This is a genomic window from Streptomyces sp. NPDC102514 (assembly GCF_055584525.1).
The window spans coordinates 86,804-101,096 of record NZ_JBVJLW010000003.1 but is presented as its reverse complement, the minus strand read 5'-3'; the positions used below and the strand labels follow the sequence as shown (position 1 = coordinate 101,096).

General features: G+C 70.8%; 12 protein-coding genes. 10 read left to right on the top strand and 2 right to left on the bottom strand.

Going from position 1 to position 14,293, the window contains the following annotated elements; translation table 11 throughout:
* The first annotated feature begins 381 nt into the window (after positions 1-381).
* On the top strand, positions 382-2,295 hold the full coding sequence (gene htpG / locus ACZ60E_RS08675; RefSeq protein ID WP_469439084.1) for a molecular chaperone HtpG: 1,914 nt from the start codon (positions 382-384) through the stop codon (positions 2,293-2,295).
* Between the two features lie 166 nt (positions 2,296-2,461).
* On the opposite strand, the gene ACZ60E_RS08670 is transcribed toward htpG, so the two are convergent.
* Positions 2,462-3,139 carry a class I SAM-dependent methyltransferase gene (locus tag ACZ60E_RS08670; protein WP_469439083.1) on the bottom strand — a complete coding sequence of 226 codons (678 nt, stop codon included), beginning with the start codon at positions 3,137-3,139 and terminating at the stop codon, positions 2,462-2,464.
* Between the two features lie 166 nt (positions 3,140-3,305).
* Here ACZ60E_RS08670 and ACZ60E_RS08665 point away from each other — a divergent pair, with 166 nt between their 5' ends.
* On the top strand, positions 3,306-4,145 hold the full coding sequence (locus ACZ60E_RS08665) for an aldo/keto reductase (RefSeq protein ID WP_469439082.1): 840 nt from the start codon (positions 3,306-3,308) through the stop codon (positions 4,143-4,145).
* 273 nt (positions 4,146-4,418) lie between these two features.
* Here the strand turns inward: ACZ60E_RS08665 and ACZ60E_RS08660 are convergent, their stop codons facing one another.
* On the bottom strand, positions 4,419-5,462 hold the full coding sequence (locus tag ACZ60E_RS08660) for a LacI family DNA-binding transcriptional regulator (RefSeq protein WP_469439081.1): 1,044 nt from the start codon (positions 5,460-5,462) through the stop codon (positions 4,419-4,421).
* Positions 5,463-5,696: 234 nt separating this feature from the next.
* Between ACZ60E_RS08660 and ACZ60E_RS08655 the strand changes: the two genes are divergently transcribed.
* From ACZ60E_RS08655 to ACZ60E_RS08620, 8 genes are all read left to right on the top strand, one after another.
* Positions 5,697-6,845, top strand: a complete 1,149-nt coding sequence (locus ACZ60E_RS08655) for a Gfo/Idh/MocA family protein (RefSeq protein ID WP_469439080.1) — start codon at positions 5,697-5,699, stop codon at positions 6,843-6,845.
* Positions 6,836-7,759: a DUF6807 domain-containing protein gene (locus ACZ60E_RS08650; protein WP_469439079.1), complete on the top strand. Its 924-nt coding sequence runs from the start codon at positions 6,836-6,838 to the stop codon at positions 7,757-7,759. Before ACZ60E_RS08655 ends, ACZ60E_RS08650 begins: the two co-directional genes overlap by 10 nt.
* A complete protein-coding gene (locus ACZ60E_RS08645; RefSeq protein WP_469439078.1) occupies positions 7,756-8,481 on the top strand; it encodes a cupin domain-containing protein in 726 nt (241 codons plus the stop codon). Before ACZ60E_RS08650 ends, ACZ60E_RS08645 begins: the two co-directional genes overlap by 4 nt.
* A 132-nt stretch (positions 8,482-8,613) precedes the next feature.
* The gene (locus ACZ60E_RS08640; RefSeq protein ID WP_469439077.1) at positions 8,614-9,948 is read left to right on the top strand and encodes an ABC transporter substrate-binding protein; all 1,335 of its coding nucleotides are present in this window, start codon (positions 8,614-8,616) and stop codon (positions 9,946-9,948) included.
* Positions 9,945-10,913: a carbohydrate ABC transporter permease gene (locus ACZ60E_RS08635; protein ID WP_469439076.1), complete on the top strand. Its 969-nt coding sequence runs from the start codon at positions 9,945-9,947 to the stop codon at positions 10,911-10,913. The genes ACZ60E_RS08640 and ACZ60E_RS08635 overlap by 4 nt, the downstream gene beginning before the upstream one ends.
* A gap of 29 nt (positions 10,914-10,942) precedes the next feature.
* The gene (locus ACZ60E_RS08630) at positions 10,943-11,773 is read left to right on the top strand and encodes a carbohydrate ABC transporter permease (protein WP_384808900.1); all 831 of its coding nucleotides are present in this window, start codon (positions 10,943-10,945) and stop codon (positions 11,771-11,773) included.
* A 6-nt stretch (positions 11,774-11,779) separates the two neighbouring features.
* Positions 11,780-12,382, top strand: coding sequence for a hypothetical protein (locus ACZ60E_RS08625; RefSeq protein WP_469439075.1), 603 nt, complete (start codon positions 11,780-11,782; stop codon positions 12,380-12,382).
* A gap of 50 nt (positions 12,383-12,432) precedes the next feature.
* Positions 12,433-14,229 (top strand): glycoside hydrolase family 2 TIM barrel-domain containing protein, encoded by a 1,797-nt coding sequence (locus ACZ60E_RS08620; protein ID WP_469439074.1) that lies wholly within the window; start codon positions 12,433-12,435, stop codon positions 14,227-14,229.
* Positions 14,230-14,293 lie beyond the last annotated feature (64 nt).

Here is a 14,293-nt window from a genome sequence, read left to right as displayed (position 1 = left end):
GCCCGCTCCAACGCCGCCGACCTGGGCCGCCCCGCCGGACATGTCGCCGGGCTCAACCGACTCGCGCCCGGCGACATGTCCGGCCCGGACGGTCCTGTACGCCGTTCCGTACGCCACCGACGCTGCCGCGCTCATCGGCCCCTCGCGGGCATCCGCCCCTACATCGATGACCCCCACACCGACCCGGTCACGTCCCGGACATCCTCGACAACCTGCTCACGGCGCCAGTGGCAGACGACGCCTGACACCCGTCACGGAGAGCCACGGGCGCGGATGAAGCGGGGCCGGCCGCGAACCACGTTGCCGACGCGCTGCGATCCGCCGCAGCCCAGTCCCGTACCTTCATGAGGTTCCCGTTGATTCCCATGGAGAGGTCCCCGCATGGACAGCAGTGTCGAGACGCTGGAATTCCAGGCCGAGACACGCCAGTTGCTCCGACTGGTCATTCATTCGATCTACTCGAACAAGGACATCTTCCTGCGCGAGCTGATCTCGAACGCCTCGGACGCACTGGACAAGCTGCGGCTGGAATCGCTGACAGACTCCAGCCTCACCGAGGTCGGCGCCGCCGACCTGCACATCTCGCTGGAGGCGGACAAGGACGCCCGTACACTCACCGTCCGTGACAACGGGATCGGCATGAGCCGGGACGATCTCGTGGACCTGATCGGCACCATCGCCAAGTCCGGCACCGCCGGCCTGATGGAGAAGATCAAGCAGTCCAAGGACGCGGCCACCGCCGAGAGCCTGATCGGGCAGTTCGGTGTCGGCTTCTACTCCGCCTTCATGGTCGCCGACAAGGTCACCCTGCTCACCCGGCGGGCAGGCGCCGATAACGGCACCCGGTGGGAGTCCGACGGCGAGGGCGCCTACACGATCCAGAGCGTCGACGACCTTCCCACGGGCACCTCCGTCACCGTGCACCTCAAGTCCGCCGACAGCGAGGACGACCTGGCCGACTACCTGTCCGAGTCGAAGATCCGCCAGATCGTCAAGCGGTACTCGGACTTCATCCGCTGGCCGATCCGGATGGCCACCGAGCGCACCGACGCCGACGGATCGGCCGCCCCCGGTGTCGACACCCTCAACTCGATGAAGGCCCTGTGGGCCCGGCCGCGCGCCGAGGTCACCCAGGAGGAGTACAACGAGTTCTACAAGCAGGTCAGCCAGGACTGGCTCGACCCTGCCGAGACCATCCACATGCGCGCCGAAGGAACCTTCGAGTACGAGGCGCTCCTGTTCCTCCCCTCCCAGGCGCCGTTCGACCTGTTCTCCCAGGAGACCAAGCGCGGGGTGCAGCTGTACGTCAAGCGCGTGTTCATCATGGACGACTGCGAAGCGCTGATGCCGAACTACCTGCGCTTCGTCAAGGGCGTCGTCGACGCCCACGACCTGTCGTTGAACATCTCCCGCGAGATCCTGCAGCAGGACCGCCAGATCCGCGGCGTACGCCGACGCCTGGTCAAGAAGGTCCTCGGCGCGATCAAGACCATGCAGGCGAACGACGGCGAGCGCTACACGAAACTCTGGGCGCAGTTCGGACGGGTGCTGAAGGAAGGGCTGATCGAGGACACGGACAACACCGAGGCGCTGCTGGAACTGGTGTCGGCCGCCTCCACGCACGATCCGCAGAAGACCACCACCCTGCGCGAGTACGTGGAGCGAATGAAGGACGGCCAGGAGGCGATCTACTACCTGACGGGCGAGACCCGTGCGACGGTGGAGAACTCCCCTCACATGGAGGCTCTCGCGGCCAAGGGTTACGAGGTCCTGATCCTCACCGACCCCGTCGACGAGGTCTGGGCCGACCAGGTTCCGGCCTTCGACGGGCACCCTCTCCAGTCCATCGCCAAGGGCCAGGTCGACCTCGACGAGCCGGCCGAAGGGGACCGGTCCGCCGAACAGGCCCAGCGCGAGCAGGACTACGCCGCCCTGCTGCCATGGCTGAGCACCACGTTGTCCGAGCACGTCAAGGACGTGCGCCTGTCGTCGCGCCTGACCACCTCGGCGGCCTGCATCGTCGGGGACGCCCACGACATGACGCCGATTCTGGAGAAGATGTACCGCGCGATGGGACAGCAGTTGCCGCCCGTCAAGCGGAGCCTGGAACTCAACCCCGCACACCCGCTGATCGTCGCCCTGCGCACAGCACACGAGGCCAATGCCGACGACCCCGCGCTGGCGGAGATCGCCGAGGTCATCTACGGCAGCGCACTGCTCGCCGAAGGCGGCGACCTGCCCGACCCGGCCCGCTTCACCCGCCTGCTGAACGACCGACTGACCCACGCTCTGTAGCCCACGGACACGGCCGGGCGCGGATCGGCGTCCAACGCTCGGCGCTCGGCGTCTGGCGTCCGACGCACGGCGTCCTGCCTGTCGGTCCGGTACCCCGCGCGGGGTACCGGACCGACAGCGCTGCCACCAGCCTGCCCCGGCGTGCCCGCCGGCCGGAGCGCAGCCTTCAGCGCAGCCGACGCGCCCGTAGCACCACGTCGTCGGTGTGGTGCGCGCCGGCGCCGCCGTCAGGTGCCGTCCGTGGCCGCTGCTCGTCCACCTCCACCTTCCAGTTGTCGTCGAACAGAGCGGCGACCATGGAGGGCCAGACGTAGTCGGCCGGGTCGAACTCGCCGTGGTCCGCCTGCGGGGTGTCCATCCCCGCGTGGTGCACGAGCAGGAGCACGCCGCCGGGGGCAACGGCCGCGAGCAGGGCCCGCTCGGCTGCGGCGTCGGGGGTGCGCAACAGAGCCGGGTACTGCGCGGAGACCAGGTCGAACGAGGCCGGCGGGAGCGCCGCTTCGGTCAGTGCGGCATGGACCCAGCGAAGGGTGACGCCCGCGTCCCGTGCGTGCCCGACTGCGCGCTCCAGCGCCACTCCCGAGACTTCGAGCGCGGTGACGTCCCAGCCGCGGCCCGCCAGCCAGACGGCGTCCGCGCCCTCGCCGCACCCCACGTCGAGCACACGTCCGGGCGTGAGCGAGGCCACCTCGACCACAAGCGCGCCGTTGGGCCGGCCGCTCCACAACTGCTGGCGGTCGGCGTACCGGTTGTCCCACTCCGCCTGTACCGCAGGGTCACCGGCATATCCGTGGGAGGAGAAAGAGGTGTCGGACGCGGGCGATCGAGGGGTGTTGTCAGCCATGGCCCCACCGTCGCCCATCGCGTTCCCCTCACACCACTGTTGTTGCCGTTCCGGCAAACCGGTGTCCACGAGACCGGTGTCGGGCCGTCCCGTTTCTCCCCGGCTGATGTCGTCGCCGACGGCACTGTGGGTGTTCCGCCCTGATCGAAGGGGGAGGAGGCAGCGCATGACATCGACTTCGATTCGTATCGGCGGGGATCTGAGAGTGGGACGGCTCGGGTTCGGGGCCATGCACCTGCCGACGGAACCGGGCCCGGCCCGTGAGCTCTCCCTCGCGGTCGTCCGGCGGGCCGTCGAGCTGGGCGTCACGCTGATCGACACCGCCCATCTGTACGGCGGGGGAGCGAACGAGGAACTCCTGGCCGAGGCCCTTCACCCTTACCCGGCTGAGCTGCTGATCACCACGAAGGTCGGCGTCGCCCGATCGGGCCCTTCCGGCGACTGGAAGCTCGACGGGCGTCCGAGTGTTCTGCGCGATCAGGTCGAGCAGGCACTGCGCCGACTGCGCGTGGAGCGGATCGAGCTGCTTCAGCTGCACCGGATCGATCCGGAGACGCCGCTGGCCGACCAGCTCGGCACGCTGCGGGATCTGCGGACCGAGGGCAAGGTCGGCCGGATCGGGCTGTCCGAGGTCACCGTCGACGAACTCCGTCAGGCGCGGCGGATCGTCGACATCGCGAGTGTGCAGAACCGCTACAACATGCTGGACCGCGAGCACGAGCCTGTGCTCGCCGCCTGTGAAGCGGCAGGGGTCGCGTTCCTGCCCTGGCGCACTGTCGCGTGGGGAGAAGCGGGGGCGAGGGCCGAGGTCGCCGCCGTGGCCAAGGAGCTCGGCGCCACGTCCACACAAGTCGCGCTCGCGTGGCTCCTCGACCACTCGCCGATCATCGTCCCCATCCCGGGAACCGCCCGGATCGACCATCTGGAGGAGAACCTCGCAGCGGAGCGTCTTCACCTGACCCAGGCCCATCGCGATCGCCTCGACCGACTGCCCGGCCCGGCGTAGGGCATCGCCCTGGACACCTGCCCGTCCGACCTCGGCGGACGCCCGGAGCCGGACGTCCGGAGCGGGACGTTCGGAGCCGGACGTCGGAGGCGGACCTCCGCACCGCACTCGACGCCCCGCCGTCGGCCGCCGCAGCGTGGAGTGCCTACCCTCCGACACTGACCAGATCGACGGTTTCCCCGAGCGGCACTCAAATCAACGGCCTTTCGCCGGAGTTGGTGCGTCGGCAGGAAGGCAGGAACACCCAGCCGTCGGCCCGTGTGAAACGACCCCTCAGACCACCAGCCGCCGCCGCACTCCCTCCGTGGACTCCCGTACCACCAGCCGGTGCGGGGCCCGGTGGACCTCGAACGGCAGTGGCTCCGCCGAGCCGATCCGTGCGGCCAGTGATTTCACCGCCAGCGCGGCGATCATCGCTTTGTCCGGCATGACGGTGGTGAGGGACGGCGTGCTGTAGAGCGCCTCCTCGGAGCCGTCGATGCCCGCCACGGCGACCTCCGACGGGATGCTCACCCCCGCTTCGTGCAGGGCCCGTTGCGCCCCCACGGCCATGATGTCGCTGAAGCAGAAGATCGCGTCCGGGCGGACGTCCGGCGGCAGGTCGAGGAGCGCGCGGGTGACCAGCAGCCCGTTGCGGCGGTCGAACTCCTCGACCGGCGGGGCCAGTCGGGGGTCGAACCGCAAGCCGGCTTCGTACAGTGCCTGTTGGTAGCCTTCGAGCCGCTGTGTGCTGGTCGCGGCCGACTGCGTCTTGACCCCGACGGCCGCGATGCGTGTGCGGCCCAGTCCGGCCAGGTGCGCGGTGACGTCCCGCGCCGCGGCGACGTTGTCGATCAGTACGTGGTCGGCGGCGACCTGGTCGCGCCCGTAACTCCGCTCGCCGAGGAGCACCACGGGAAACGTGTCCGCGACGGACGCCAGTTCGTCGAGCGAGGCGTGCAGGGGCGAGAGGATCACCCCGTCCAGGAGCGCGGCTCCTGTGCCGGTCAGCAGGCGCAGTTCCTCCGACGCGTCACCGAGGGTCTCCTCGATGAGGACGGTCAGCCCGATCCCCGCCGCCTCCGCCCGCACGTGCTGGGCAAGTTCCGCGAAGTACGGCGTCGCGAGGTCGGGGACGGACAGGCCGATCAGTCCGCTGCGCCCGGTGCGCAGCCGCCGGGCCGACGGGTTGGGGCGGTAACCGAGCTCCTCCACGGCGCGCAGCACCCGCTCCCGGGTCGCTTCCGAGGCCCGCGGAATCCCACGTACGACGTTGGACACGGTCTTGATGGACACTCCTGCGCGCGCTGCCACGTCCTTGAGCGTCACTGCCGTCATCAACCGTCTCCCATTGGATTTTTGCCCTGTTTTCTGGGCTTTCTTGAAGCGCTCCAAGTGTATTGGAGGCTTCAGATCATGTGCGTACGCGGGGTTGACCACGAAGTTACATGACAGGTACAACGTTGGAACAGAAAGCGCTTACGGCGTTTTCGCCGACACTGTGGGGCCCCGCGGACGAGCCGCTCGCGAGGGTGCACGGGCCACGGTCGGCCGCACCACGAGAGGGCCTGTATGTCTCGCTCCACCACCCCGCTGCGCACCGCCGTGGTCGGTACCGGAGGTATCGCCCGCGGCAGCCACCTGCCCGCGCTGGAGACGCTCGCCGCCGAGGGCGAGGTGGACGTCGTCGCCGCGGTCGACATCGAGGAGACCGCCGTCCGCGGCCTCGCCGCCACGGCCGGCATCCCGTACGCGTCCACCGACCTCGACGCGATGCTCGCCGAGGTCGCCCCGGACCTGGTCGTGCTCTGCACGCCACCCGCCGTGCACCGGGAGCAGGCGGTGGCCGCGCTGCGGGCAGGCGCCTGGGTGTGGTGCGAGAAGCCGCCGTGCCCGTCGCTGGCCGACTACGACGCCATCGAGGCGGCCGGGCGGGGCGGGGACGGCGACCCGTACGCCTCGATCGTCTTCCAGCACCGCTTCGGCTCCGGCGCGCGCCACATCCGGCGCCTGCTGCGCGAGGGCGCGTTCGGCAGGCCGCTGGTGGCCCACTGCCAGACCACCTGGTACCGGGACAGCGCCTACTACGCCGTACCGTGGCGAGGCCGCTGGGCCACCGAGGGCGGCGGACCCGCCATGGGCCACGGCATCCACCAGACGGACCTGCTGCTGGACCTCATGGGGCCGTGGAGCGAGGTGCGCGGCATGGCGGCCCGGCTCGTGCACGACGTGGAGACCGAGGACGTCTCCACCGCGCAGGTCCGCTTCGCCGACGGCGCGGTGGCCACGGTCGTCAACAGCGTGCTCAGCCCCGACGAGGTGAGCCGGATCCGCATCGACTGCGAGCGCGCCACGATCGAGCTGACGCATCTGTACGGCTACCGCAACGCGGACTGGCGCGTCACCCCGGCCCCCGGGGTCGCCGAGGAGACCGTGGCGGCCTGGCGCGACTTCGGCGCCGACGAGCCGAGCTCGCACCTGGCCCAACTGCGCACGCTGGTCGCCGACATCAGGGCCGGCCGGCGCCACGCCACGAGCGGACCGGGCGGCCGGCGGACGCTGGAGTTCATCAGCGCGCTCTACAAGTCGGCGTTCACCGACACCACGGTCCGCGCGGGCGAGATCGGCCCGGGCGACCCCTACTACACCGAACTGCACGGCGGAGCCCCGGGCTGGGCGCCGGCCACCCCCAGCGAGGAAGAGAAGCGCACATGTCACTGACCCTGACCCACGCCCACGGAGACCGCATCACCGTGGCGCACGAGGCCACCGGGACCGAACTCCTCGCGTACGTCTACCGCCCCGAGGCCGCGTGGGAGGCGCCGAAGCCGTACCTGCACCCGCTGCGGACCCTCTCCGGCGCGGTCGTCACCGACTACCGCCCCAACGACCACCGGTGGCACAAGGGCCTGCAGCTGACGGCCTCCCACCTGTCGGGGCAGAACCTGTGGGGCGGCAACACCTACGTCCACGGCGAGGGCTACCTCGAACTGCCCGACCGCGTCGGCTCGATGGCCCACACCGCCTTCGACGAGGTGTCCGCCACCGGTTGCCGTGCCGTCATCGCCGAACGGCTCACCTGGCACCCGCACGGCGGCGACCTGTGGGCCGAGGAGGAACGCCGCATCGAGGCAGGCGACGTCGATCCGGAGACCGGCAGCTGGTCGCTGACATGGACGTCGTCGGTGACCAACCGGCGCGCCGAACCGCTGCTGTTCGGCAGCCCCACCACCCACGGCCGTCCGGCCGCCGGATACACCGGGCTGTTCTGGCGCGGCCCGCGCGCCTTCCGCGACGGCCGCGTCTTCACCGCCGAGGCGGACGACGGCGACCTGATGGGCAGTCAGGCACCCTGGCTGGCCTACGTGGGGGAGCACGACGGACGGGACGGCCACGCCACCCTGGTCTTCGAACACGCCCCGGGCAACGACCACACCGGCGAGAAGGGGACGCACCCGGCGCACTGGTTCGTCCGCAGCGACCCCTTCGCCGCCGTGGCCCCGTCCCTGGCCTTCCACGAGGAACTGGTCCTCGAACCCGGCGACACCCTCACCCGCGGCTACCGCGTGCACATCGCGGACGGTGCCTGGGACCGGCAACGGGTCGCCGCCCACGTCTCGGGGCGTACCTGGTGAGCGCGCTCTACGACGGGTTCCCGGCGGCGGTCGGCGTGTCCCGGCTGCGCGTGTACGACTGGCCCACCGTCGACGGCCTGCCCGGCGGCGGCACCCCGCACCTGCACCTGACGTGCAGCGAGGGGTACGTGGTCACGGCCGGCCGCGGCGCCGTGCAGACACTGACCGTCTCCGGCTACCGGGAGACGCCCCTGGAACCGGGGGTCGTCGCCTGGTTCACCCCCGGCACGATCCACCGGCTGGTCAACGAGGGCGGTCTGGAGATCACCGTCGTGATGCAGAACAGCGGACTGCCGGAGGCGGGCGACGCGGTCCTCACCCTGCCGCAGGAGTTCCTCACCGACCCGGCGACGTACGCCGAAGCGGTCCGCATCCCCGCCGACGAGCCCGAAGCAGTCCAGGCGCAGGCCGCGCGTGCCCGCCGCGACCTGGCCACCCGGCGCTTCCACGAACTGCGCGAGAGCACGGCGGCCGGTGACCCGGAGCCGCTGGCGGCCTTCCATCGGGCTGCCGCGGCACTGGTACGGCCCCGGCTGGACGCCTGGGAGGAACGCTGGCGCACAGGCGCGCACGCTGCGGCGACCGCCACGCAAGGCCAGTTGAACGCCCTGCGCGAGCAGGACGGCCGGCATCTCGCCGAGGCGCGCGTCGCCGCGACCGGGCCGAGCGCCCGCGGCCGGTTCGGCATGTGCGGCCGTCTGGACGTCTACCCCGGCATCTGACCGGGTCTCAGCTCCGTGGGGCGGTCGTCCGGGTCACGCGCACGTCCCCGCGGCCCCCGTCTCCGCCCAGCCCCTCCCTCCAGCTCCGAGATTTCCTCCCATTCCGAGATTTCCGCGGAAGGTCGCCCTCTCATGCGCGAACCCCCACACGCCCGACTCCGGTCCCCGAGCCGCCGCACGCTGCTGACCGCCGCTGCCGCCGGTGTCGGCACCGCCCTGACCTCCACGCTCTCCGGCTGCTCGGCCTCCGGCGGGTCGTCGGGCGGCGTCACCCTCACGTTCTCCTGGTGGGGCAACGACGACCGCGCCACCCGTACCGAGAACGCCGTCCGGCTCTTCGAGAAGGAGAATCCCGGCATCACCGTCCGCACCTCGAACGGGGACTTCGGCGCCTACATGCAGAAGCTCGCCACACAGGCGGCGGGCGGCGGCATCCCCGACGTGGCCCAGCTCGACTACCGGCAGATCTCCCAGTACTCGGGCGGCGGCGCGCTGCTGCGGCTCGACGAGGCCGTGAGCAGCGGCACGATCCGCACCTCCGCCATGGACCGGGGACTCGTCCGCACGGGCACGTACGAGGACCGGCAGTACGCGCTCCCGATGGGCCGCGGCATCACCGGTTACGCCTACGACGCCGCCCTCTACCGCAAGGCCGGTATCCGGGCGCCCCGCCCCGGCTGGACCTGGGACGAGTGGGCGGACGCCAACCGCCGGATCGCCGACCTGAAGCGCAGGTCACCGGACGGGCGGCCCTTCACCGGAGCCAACGACGGCGGCCCCAACGAGGACATCTTCGAGGTCTGGCTGCGCGGTCGCGGCGGACGGCTCTACCGAAGCCAGACCGAACTCGGCTTCACCGAGGACGACCTGACCGCGTTCTGGACCTTCTGCAACGACCTCCGCACGGACGGGGCGGTCGCCGCCGCCCGGGACACCGTGCAGGCCAGCAGCATCGAGACCAGCCCGATGGGCCGCCGCCTGGCAGCCTCCGACTTCACCTGGGACGCGCCGTTCCCCGGATACGTCGGTCTCCTCGGGGACAGCGTCCACTACGGGCCGGTCCCCACGACCGACGGCCGCTCGGGCTCGTACTTCAAGCCCTCGATGCTCCTGGGCATCGGATCCGGCACCCCGCACCCCGAGGAGGCGGCCGGGCTGGTCGACTTCCTCCTCAACGACATACGGGCGGGCGACATCCTGGGCTTCTCCCGGTCCACCCCGCCCAACCGCGAGGTCGCCACCCGGATCGCCAAGACCCTCGAAGGACCGGAGCGGGAGATCTACCGGTACTCGCAGACGATGGAGAAGTACGGCCTGGCCGCGCCGCCGACGGCGCCCCCGCGCGGCGACGTGCCGATCCAGTCCGCCTTCACCCGCACCTACCAGCGCGTGATCTACGACCTGGCCAGCCCCCGGCAGGCCGCACGTGAACTCATCGACGAGGCCAACCGGGAGCTGAGGCCATGAGCACGGTGTCGACCAGGGCGCCCGCACCCGCCGAGGACCCGACCGGGCAACGACGGCCGACGCGCAAACCGCGCGGGGTCCGCGAGAAGCGGTGGCCGGCCTACGTGTTCCTGTCGCCGTGGCTGATCGGCGCGGGCGTGCTGACGCTGGTCCCGATGGCTGTGTCGCTCTACCTGTCGTTCACGGACTACAACCTGTTCGACCCGCCCCGGTGGATCGGGCTGCGCAACTACTCGGAGATGCTCTTCGACGACCCCCGCTACTGGCGGTCGGTCGGCACCACCCTGCTGTACGTCGTGGTCGCCGTCCCGCTGAAGCTGGCACTCGCGCTGGGCGTGGCGATGCTGCTGAAGAGCCTCGGCCGGGGCCGGGCCTTCTACCGCTCCGCCTTCTACGCGCCCTCCCTCCTCGGCGCGAGCATGTCCATCGCGCTCGTGTGGAAGGCGCTCTTCAACGACGGCGGCTCGGTCGCGGGCGCCCTGAGCTGGTTCGGCATCGACACCGGCGGCTGGGTCGGCAATCCCGATCTTGCGGTGTACGCGGTCGTGCTGCTGACGGTCTGGCAGTTCGGGGCGCCGATGGTCATCTTCCTCGCCGGCCTCCAGCAGATCCCCTCCGACCTCTACGAGGCGGCGGCCCTCGACGGCGCGGGCCGCTGGCGGCAGTTCCTCTCCGTGACGCTGCCGATGCTGTCCCCGGTGGTCTTCTTCAACCTGGTGCTGGAGATCATCAACTCCTTCCAGGTCTTCACCCCCGCGTTCGCCATCAGCGGCGGCAACGGCGGCCCCGCCGACTCGACGATGTTCTACACGCTCTACCTGTACGAACGAGGCTTCACCGCCTCGCACATGGGCTACGCCGCGGCGATGGCCTGGCTGCTCCTGATCGCCATCGGCGCCATCACCCTGATCCTCTTCCGGACCTCCCGGACCTGGGTCTTCTACGCGGACGAGGAGGGACGGTGAGCTCGGTGAACTCCGCTCGCACCGCGGGCATCGCCACGAAACGGTGGCTGCCGCACTCGGTCGCCGCCCTGTGCCTGCTCCTGCTGCTGTACCCGCTTGCCTGGCTGCTGGCCACGTCGCTGAAACCGGCCGACGAGGTGCTGACCAGCCTCAACCTGTGGCCCAGCCACCTGGAGTGGTCGAACTACACCACCGCCCTGGACGGCGTCGCCGGTGTCACCGTGGGCCGGCTGCTCGGCAACACCCTGATGATCGCGGGCGGCGCCGTCCTCGGCAACGTGCTGTCCTGCTCGCTGGCCGCATACGCCTTCGCCCGCCTGCGGTTCCGCATGCGCACGGGGATGTTTGCGTTCATGGTGGCGACGCTGATGCTCCCGCACCATGTCGTGCTGATCCCGCAGTACATCATGTTCAACCAACTGGGCCTGGTGGACACCTACTGGCCGCTGATCCTGCCGAAGTTCCTCGCCACGGAGGCGTTCTTCGTCTTCCTGATGGTGCAGTTCATGCGCGGGCTGCCGCGCGAGCTGGAGGAGTCCGCGCGGATGGACGGCTGCGGGCCCTTCCGCACCTACTGGTCGATCACGCTGCCGCTGAGCCGCCCCGCGCTGATCACCACGGCCATCTTCACGTTCATCTGGACGTGGAACGACTTCTTCACGCAGATGATCTACCTCTTCGCACCGGAGAAGTTCACCATCACCCTGGCGCTGCGCAGTTTCGTCGACCAGAACAGCACCTCGGCGTACGGGCCCATGTTCGCCATGTCCGTCATCTCCGTGCTGCCGATCGTGCTGTTCTTCTTCGTCTTCCAGCGCTACCTCGTACAGGGCATGGCCACGTCCGGACTGAAGGGCTGAACCGGAATGACGCACACACAAGCCGCGGCCCGCCGCGCGCACCGGCAACCGGGCGAGATCTTCGGCTCCGGCTTCTCCCTCTTCGCCGACATGCTGTACATCTCCCTGCTCACCAGCATCGCCTGTCTGCCGGTGGTCACCGCACCGGCCGCGTTCGCCGCCGCGTCGGCGACCCTGCGTACGGCGGTGGGCGACGGCACCCCGGCTACGTCCGGCGGCTACATCCGGGCGCTGCGCGCACACTTGTCCGTGGGCACCCTGCTCGCCGGACTGGCGCTGCCGCTGCTGGTCGCGGTGGTGACCGTCGACGCCGCCCTGGCGCGCAGCGCGCTGCCCGGGGCGCAGGTCGTGGCTCCCGCCCTGGCCCTGTTCGTCCTGGGTGCCGCGGTCGTGGGGCTGCGGGCCGGCGCGCTTGACACCGAGCACCGCTTCTCCGTCCGCGAGGGGCTGGTCCGCTCGGTGGCCGACCCGCGCGGCAGCCTCCTGCTGGCGGGGGCCGTACTCCTGGCGGTGGTCATCGCCTGGTCCATCCCGCTGCTGGTCCCGCTGCTGCCAGGCCCGCTCGCCTTCGCCGCGACCGTCGTGGTGCTGCGCGCGCCCACCGGCTGAACCCCCGTCGTCCTCGCTCGTCGTCCCCGCTACACCACCGGAGTTTCCCCGTGCCCCACACCCATCTGGACGCGGCCGGCCACCCGAGGCCGCAGCTCGTGCGCGACCCCGACTGGCGCGACCTGAGCGGTCCGTGGCTGTTCGCCCACGACGACACCGACACAGGCAGGTCGGCCCGATGGTCGGACCCGTCCGTCACCGCCCCCTTCGACCGCACCGTCACCGTGCCCTTCCCACCGGAGTCCGAGGCATCGGGCATCCACGACACCGGCTTCCACCCGGTGCTCTGGTACCGGCGCACCGTCGAGGTGAACCGGCCCGGCGCGGGCCGGCGTCTGCTGCTGCACTTCGGGGCGGTCGACCACCGGGCCGAGGTCTGGCTCAACGGCCGCCCCGTGGGCCGCCACGAGGGCGGGCACACCGGCTTCACCTGCGATCTCACCGACGCCCTGGAACACGACGGGGACCAGGTCCTCGTGGTGCGGGCCGAGGACCGGCCGCAGGACGTGACCCAGCCCCGCGGCAAGCAGGACTGGCGGCGCGACCCGCACGTCATCTGGTACCACCGCACCTCGGGCATCTGGCAGCCGGTGTGGCTGGAGGAGGTCCCTGACACCCATCTGACGACCCTGCACTGGACGCCGGACGTCGCGCACGCCCGCGTACGGGCCGGACTCCGGCTGTCCCGCTGGCCCGACACCCCGCTGCGTGCGACGGTGCGCCTGACCCTGGGCGACCGCCTGCTCGCCGAGCAGAGCGTGCTGGTCGACGGTCAGGAGACGACGTTCGAGGTCTCGATACCCGCGCTGCGGCACGCGCAGGACCTCGACGACCTCCTCTGGAGCCCGGATCACCCGCATCTGGTCGATGCCACGGTCGTCCTGAGCGAACCGGAGAGCGGCGCCCGCGTCGACCACGTCACCTCCTACCTCGGCCTGCGCGACATCGGCTGGGGCGACGGCGTGTTCCTCCTCAACCACAAGCCCTGCTTCCTGCGGTTCGCGTTGCAGCAGGGCTACTGGCCGGCCTCCCAACTGGCCGCCTCCGCCGACGAGTTGCGCCGTGACGTCGAACTGGCCAAGTCGATCGGCCTCAACGGACTTCGGATCCACCAGAAGATAGAGGACCCGCGCTTCCTGTACTGGGCCGACCGGCTGGGCCTGATGCTGTGGGAGGAGATGCCCTCCGCGTACGCCTTCGGCACGACGACCGTGCGGCGGGTCGTCGCCGAATGGACCGAGGCACTCACCCGTGACCTCAGCCATCCCTCGATCGTCGCCTGGGTGCCGGTCAACGAGTCGTGGTCGGTCCCGAATCCGGCGCTCGTCCCCGAGCAGCGCCACTTCATGGACGGCCTGTACCACCTGACCAAGGCCCTCGACCCCTCGCGGCCCGCCGTCTCCAACGACGGCTGGGAGATCTCCGCCGCCGACATCTGGGGGGTGCACGACTACACCCAGCAGGCGGCGGTCCTGCGCGAACGGTACGGCCACCCCGGACTGCGGCGCGGCGAGATCGCCGAGCCGTGGCCGGGCGCCAAGCGGCTCCTCCTCGACGGCGTCGCCCACCGCGGCCAGCCCGTCGTACTGACCGAGTTCGGCGGGGCCACCTTCGAACCCGCCGAGGGGGAGGAGTGGTTCGGCTACGACACCGTGGCCACCGAGGGCGACTTCACCGAACGCCTGGCCTCCCTGGTCGGTGCCGCCGTGGACTCGGGCCTCGCCGGCTACTGCTACACCCAGTTCACCGACACGGAGCAGGAGGTGAACGGCCTGTTCACAGCGGACCGCAAGCCCAAGATCCCCGTGGAGGAGCTCTTCGCCATCCTCACCAGGAGACGCCCCTGATCCGACGATCGCCGCCGCGGCGGGCGCACGCGGCGGCGATCACTCGTGCGACACCGGCACCGGC

Excerpts from the sequence above, each read along its gene's own strand:
- htpG (WP_469439084.1), top strand. The coding sequence starts at position 382 with ATGGACAGCAGTGTCGAGACGCTGGAATTCCAGGCCGAGACACGCCAG.
- ACZ60E_RS08670 (WP_469439083.1), bottom strand. The coding sequence starts at position 3,139 with ATGGCTGACAACACCCCTCGATCGCCCGCGTCCGACACCTCTTTCTCC.
- ACZ60E_RS08665 (WP_469439082.1), top strand. The coding sequence starts at position 3,306 with ATGACATCGACTTCGATTCGTATCGGCGGGGATCTGAGAGTGGGACGG.
- ACZ60E_RS08660 (WP_469439081.1), bottom strand. The coding sequence starts at position 5,462 with ATGACGGCAGTGACGCTCAAGGACGTGGCAGCGCGCGCAGGAGTGTCC.
- ACZ60E_RS08655 (WP_469439080.1), top strand. The coding sequence starts at position 5,697 with ATGTCTCGCTCCACCACCCCGCTGCGCACCGCCGTGGTCGGTACCGGA.
- ACZ60E_RS08650 (WP_469439079.1), top strand. The coding sequence starts at position 6,836 with ATGTCACTGACCCTGACCCACGCCCACGGAGACCGCATCACCGTGGCG.
- ACZ60E_RS08640 (WP_469439077.1), top strand. The coding sequence starts at position 8,614 with ATGCGCGAACCCCCACACGCCCGACTCCGGTCCCCGAGCCGCCGCACG.
- ACZ60E_RS08635 (WP_469439076.1), top strand. The coding sequence starts at position 9,945 with ATGAGCACGGTGTCGACCAGGGCGCCCGCACCCGCCGAGGACCCGACC.
- ACZ60E_RS08625 (WP_469439075.1), top strand. The coding sequence starts at position 11,780 with ATGACGCACACACAAGCCGCGGCCCGCCGCGCGCACCGGCAACCGGGC.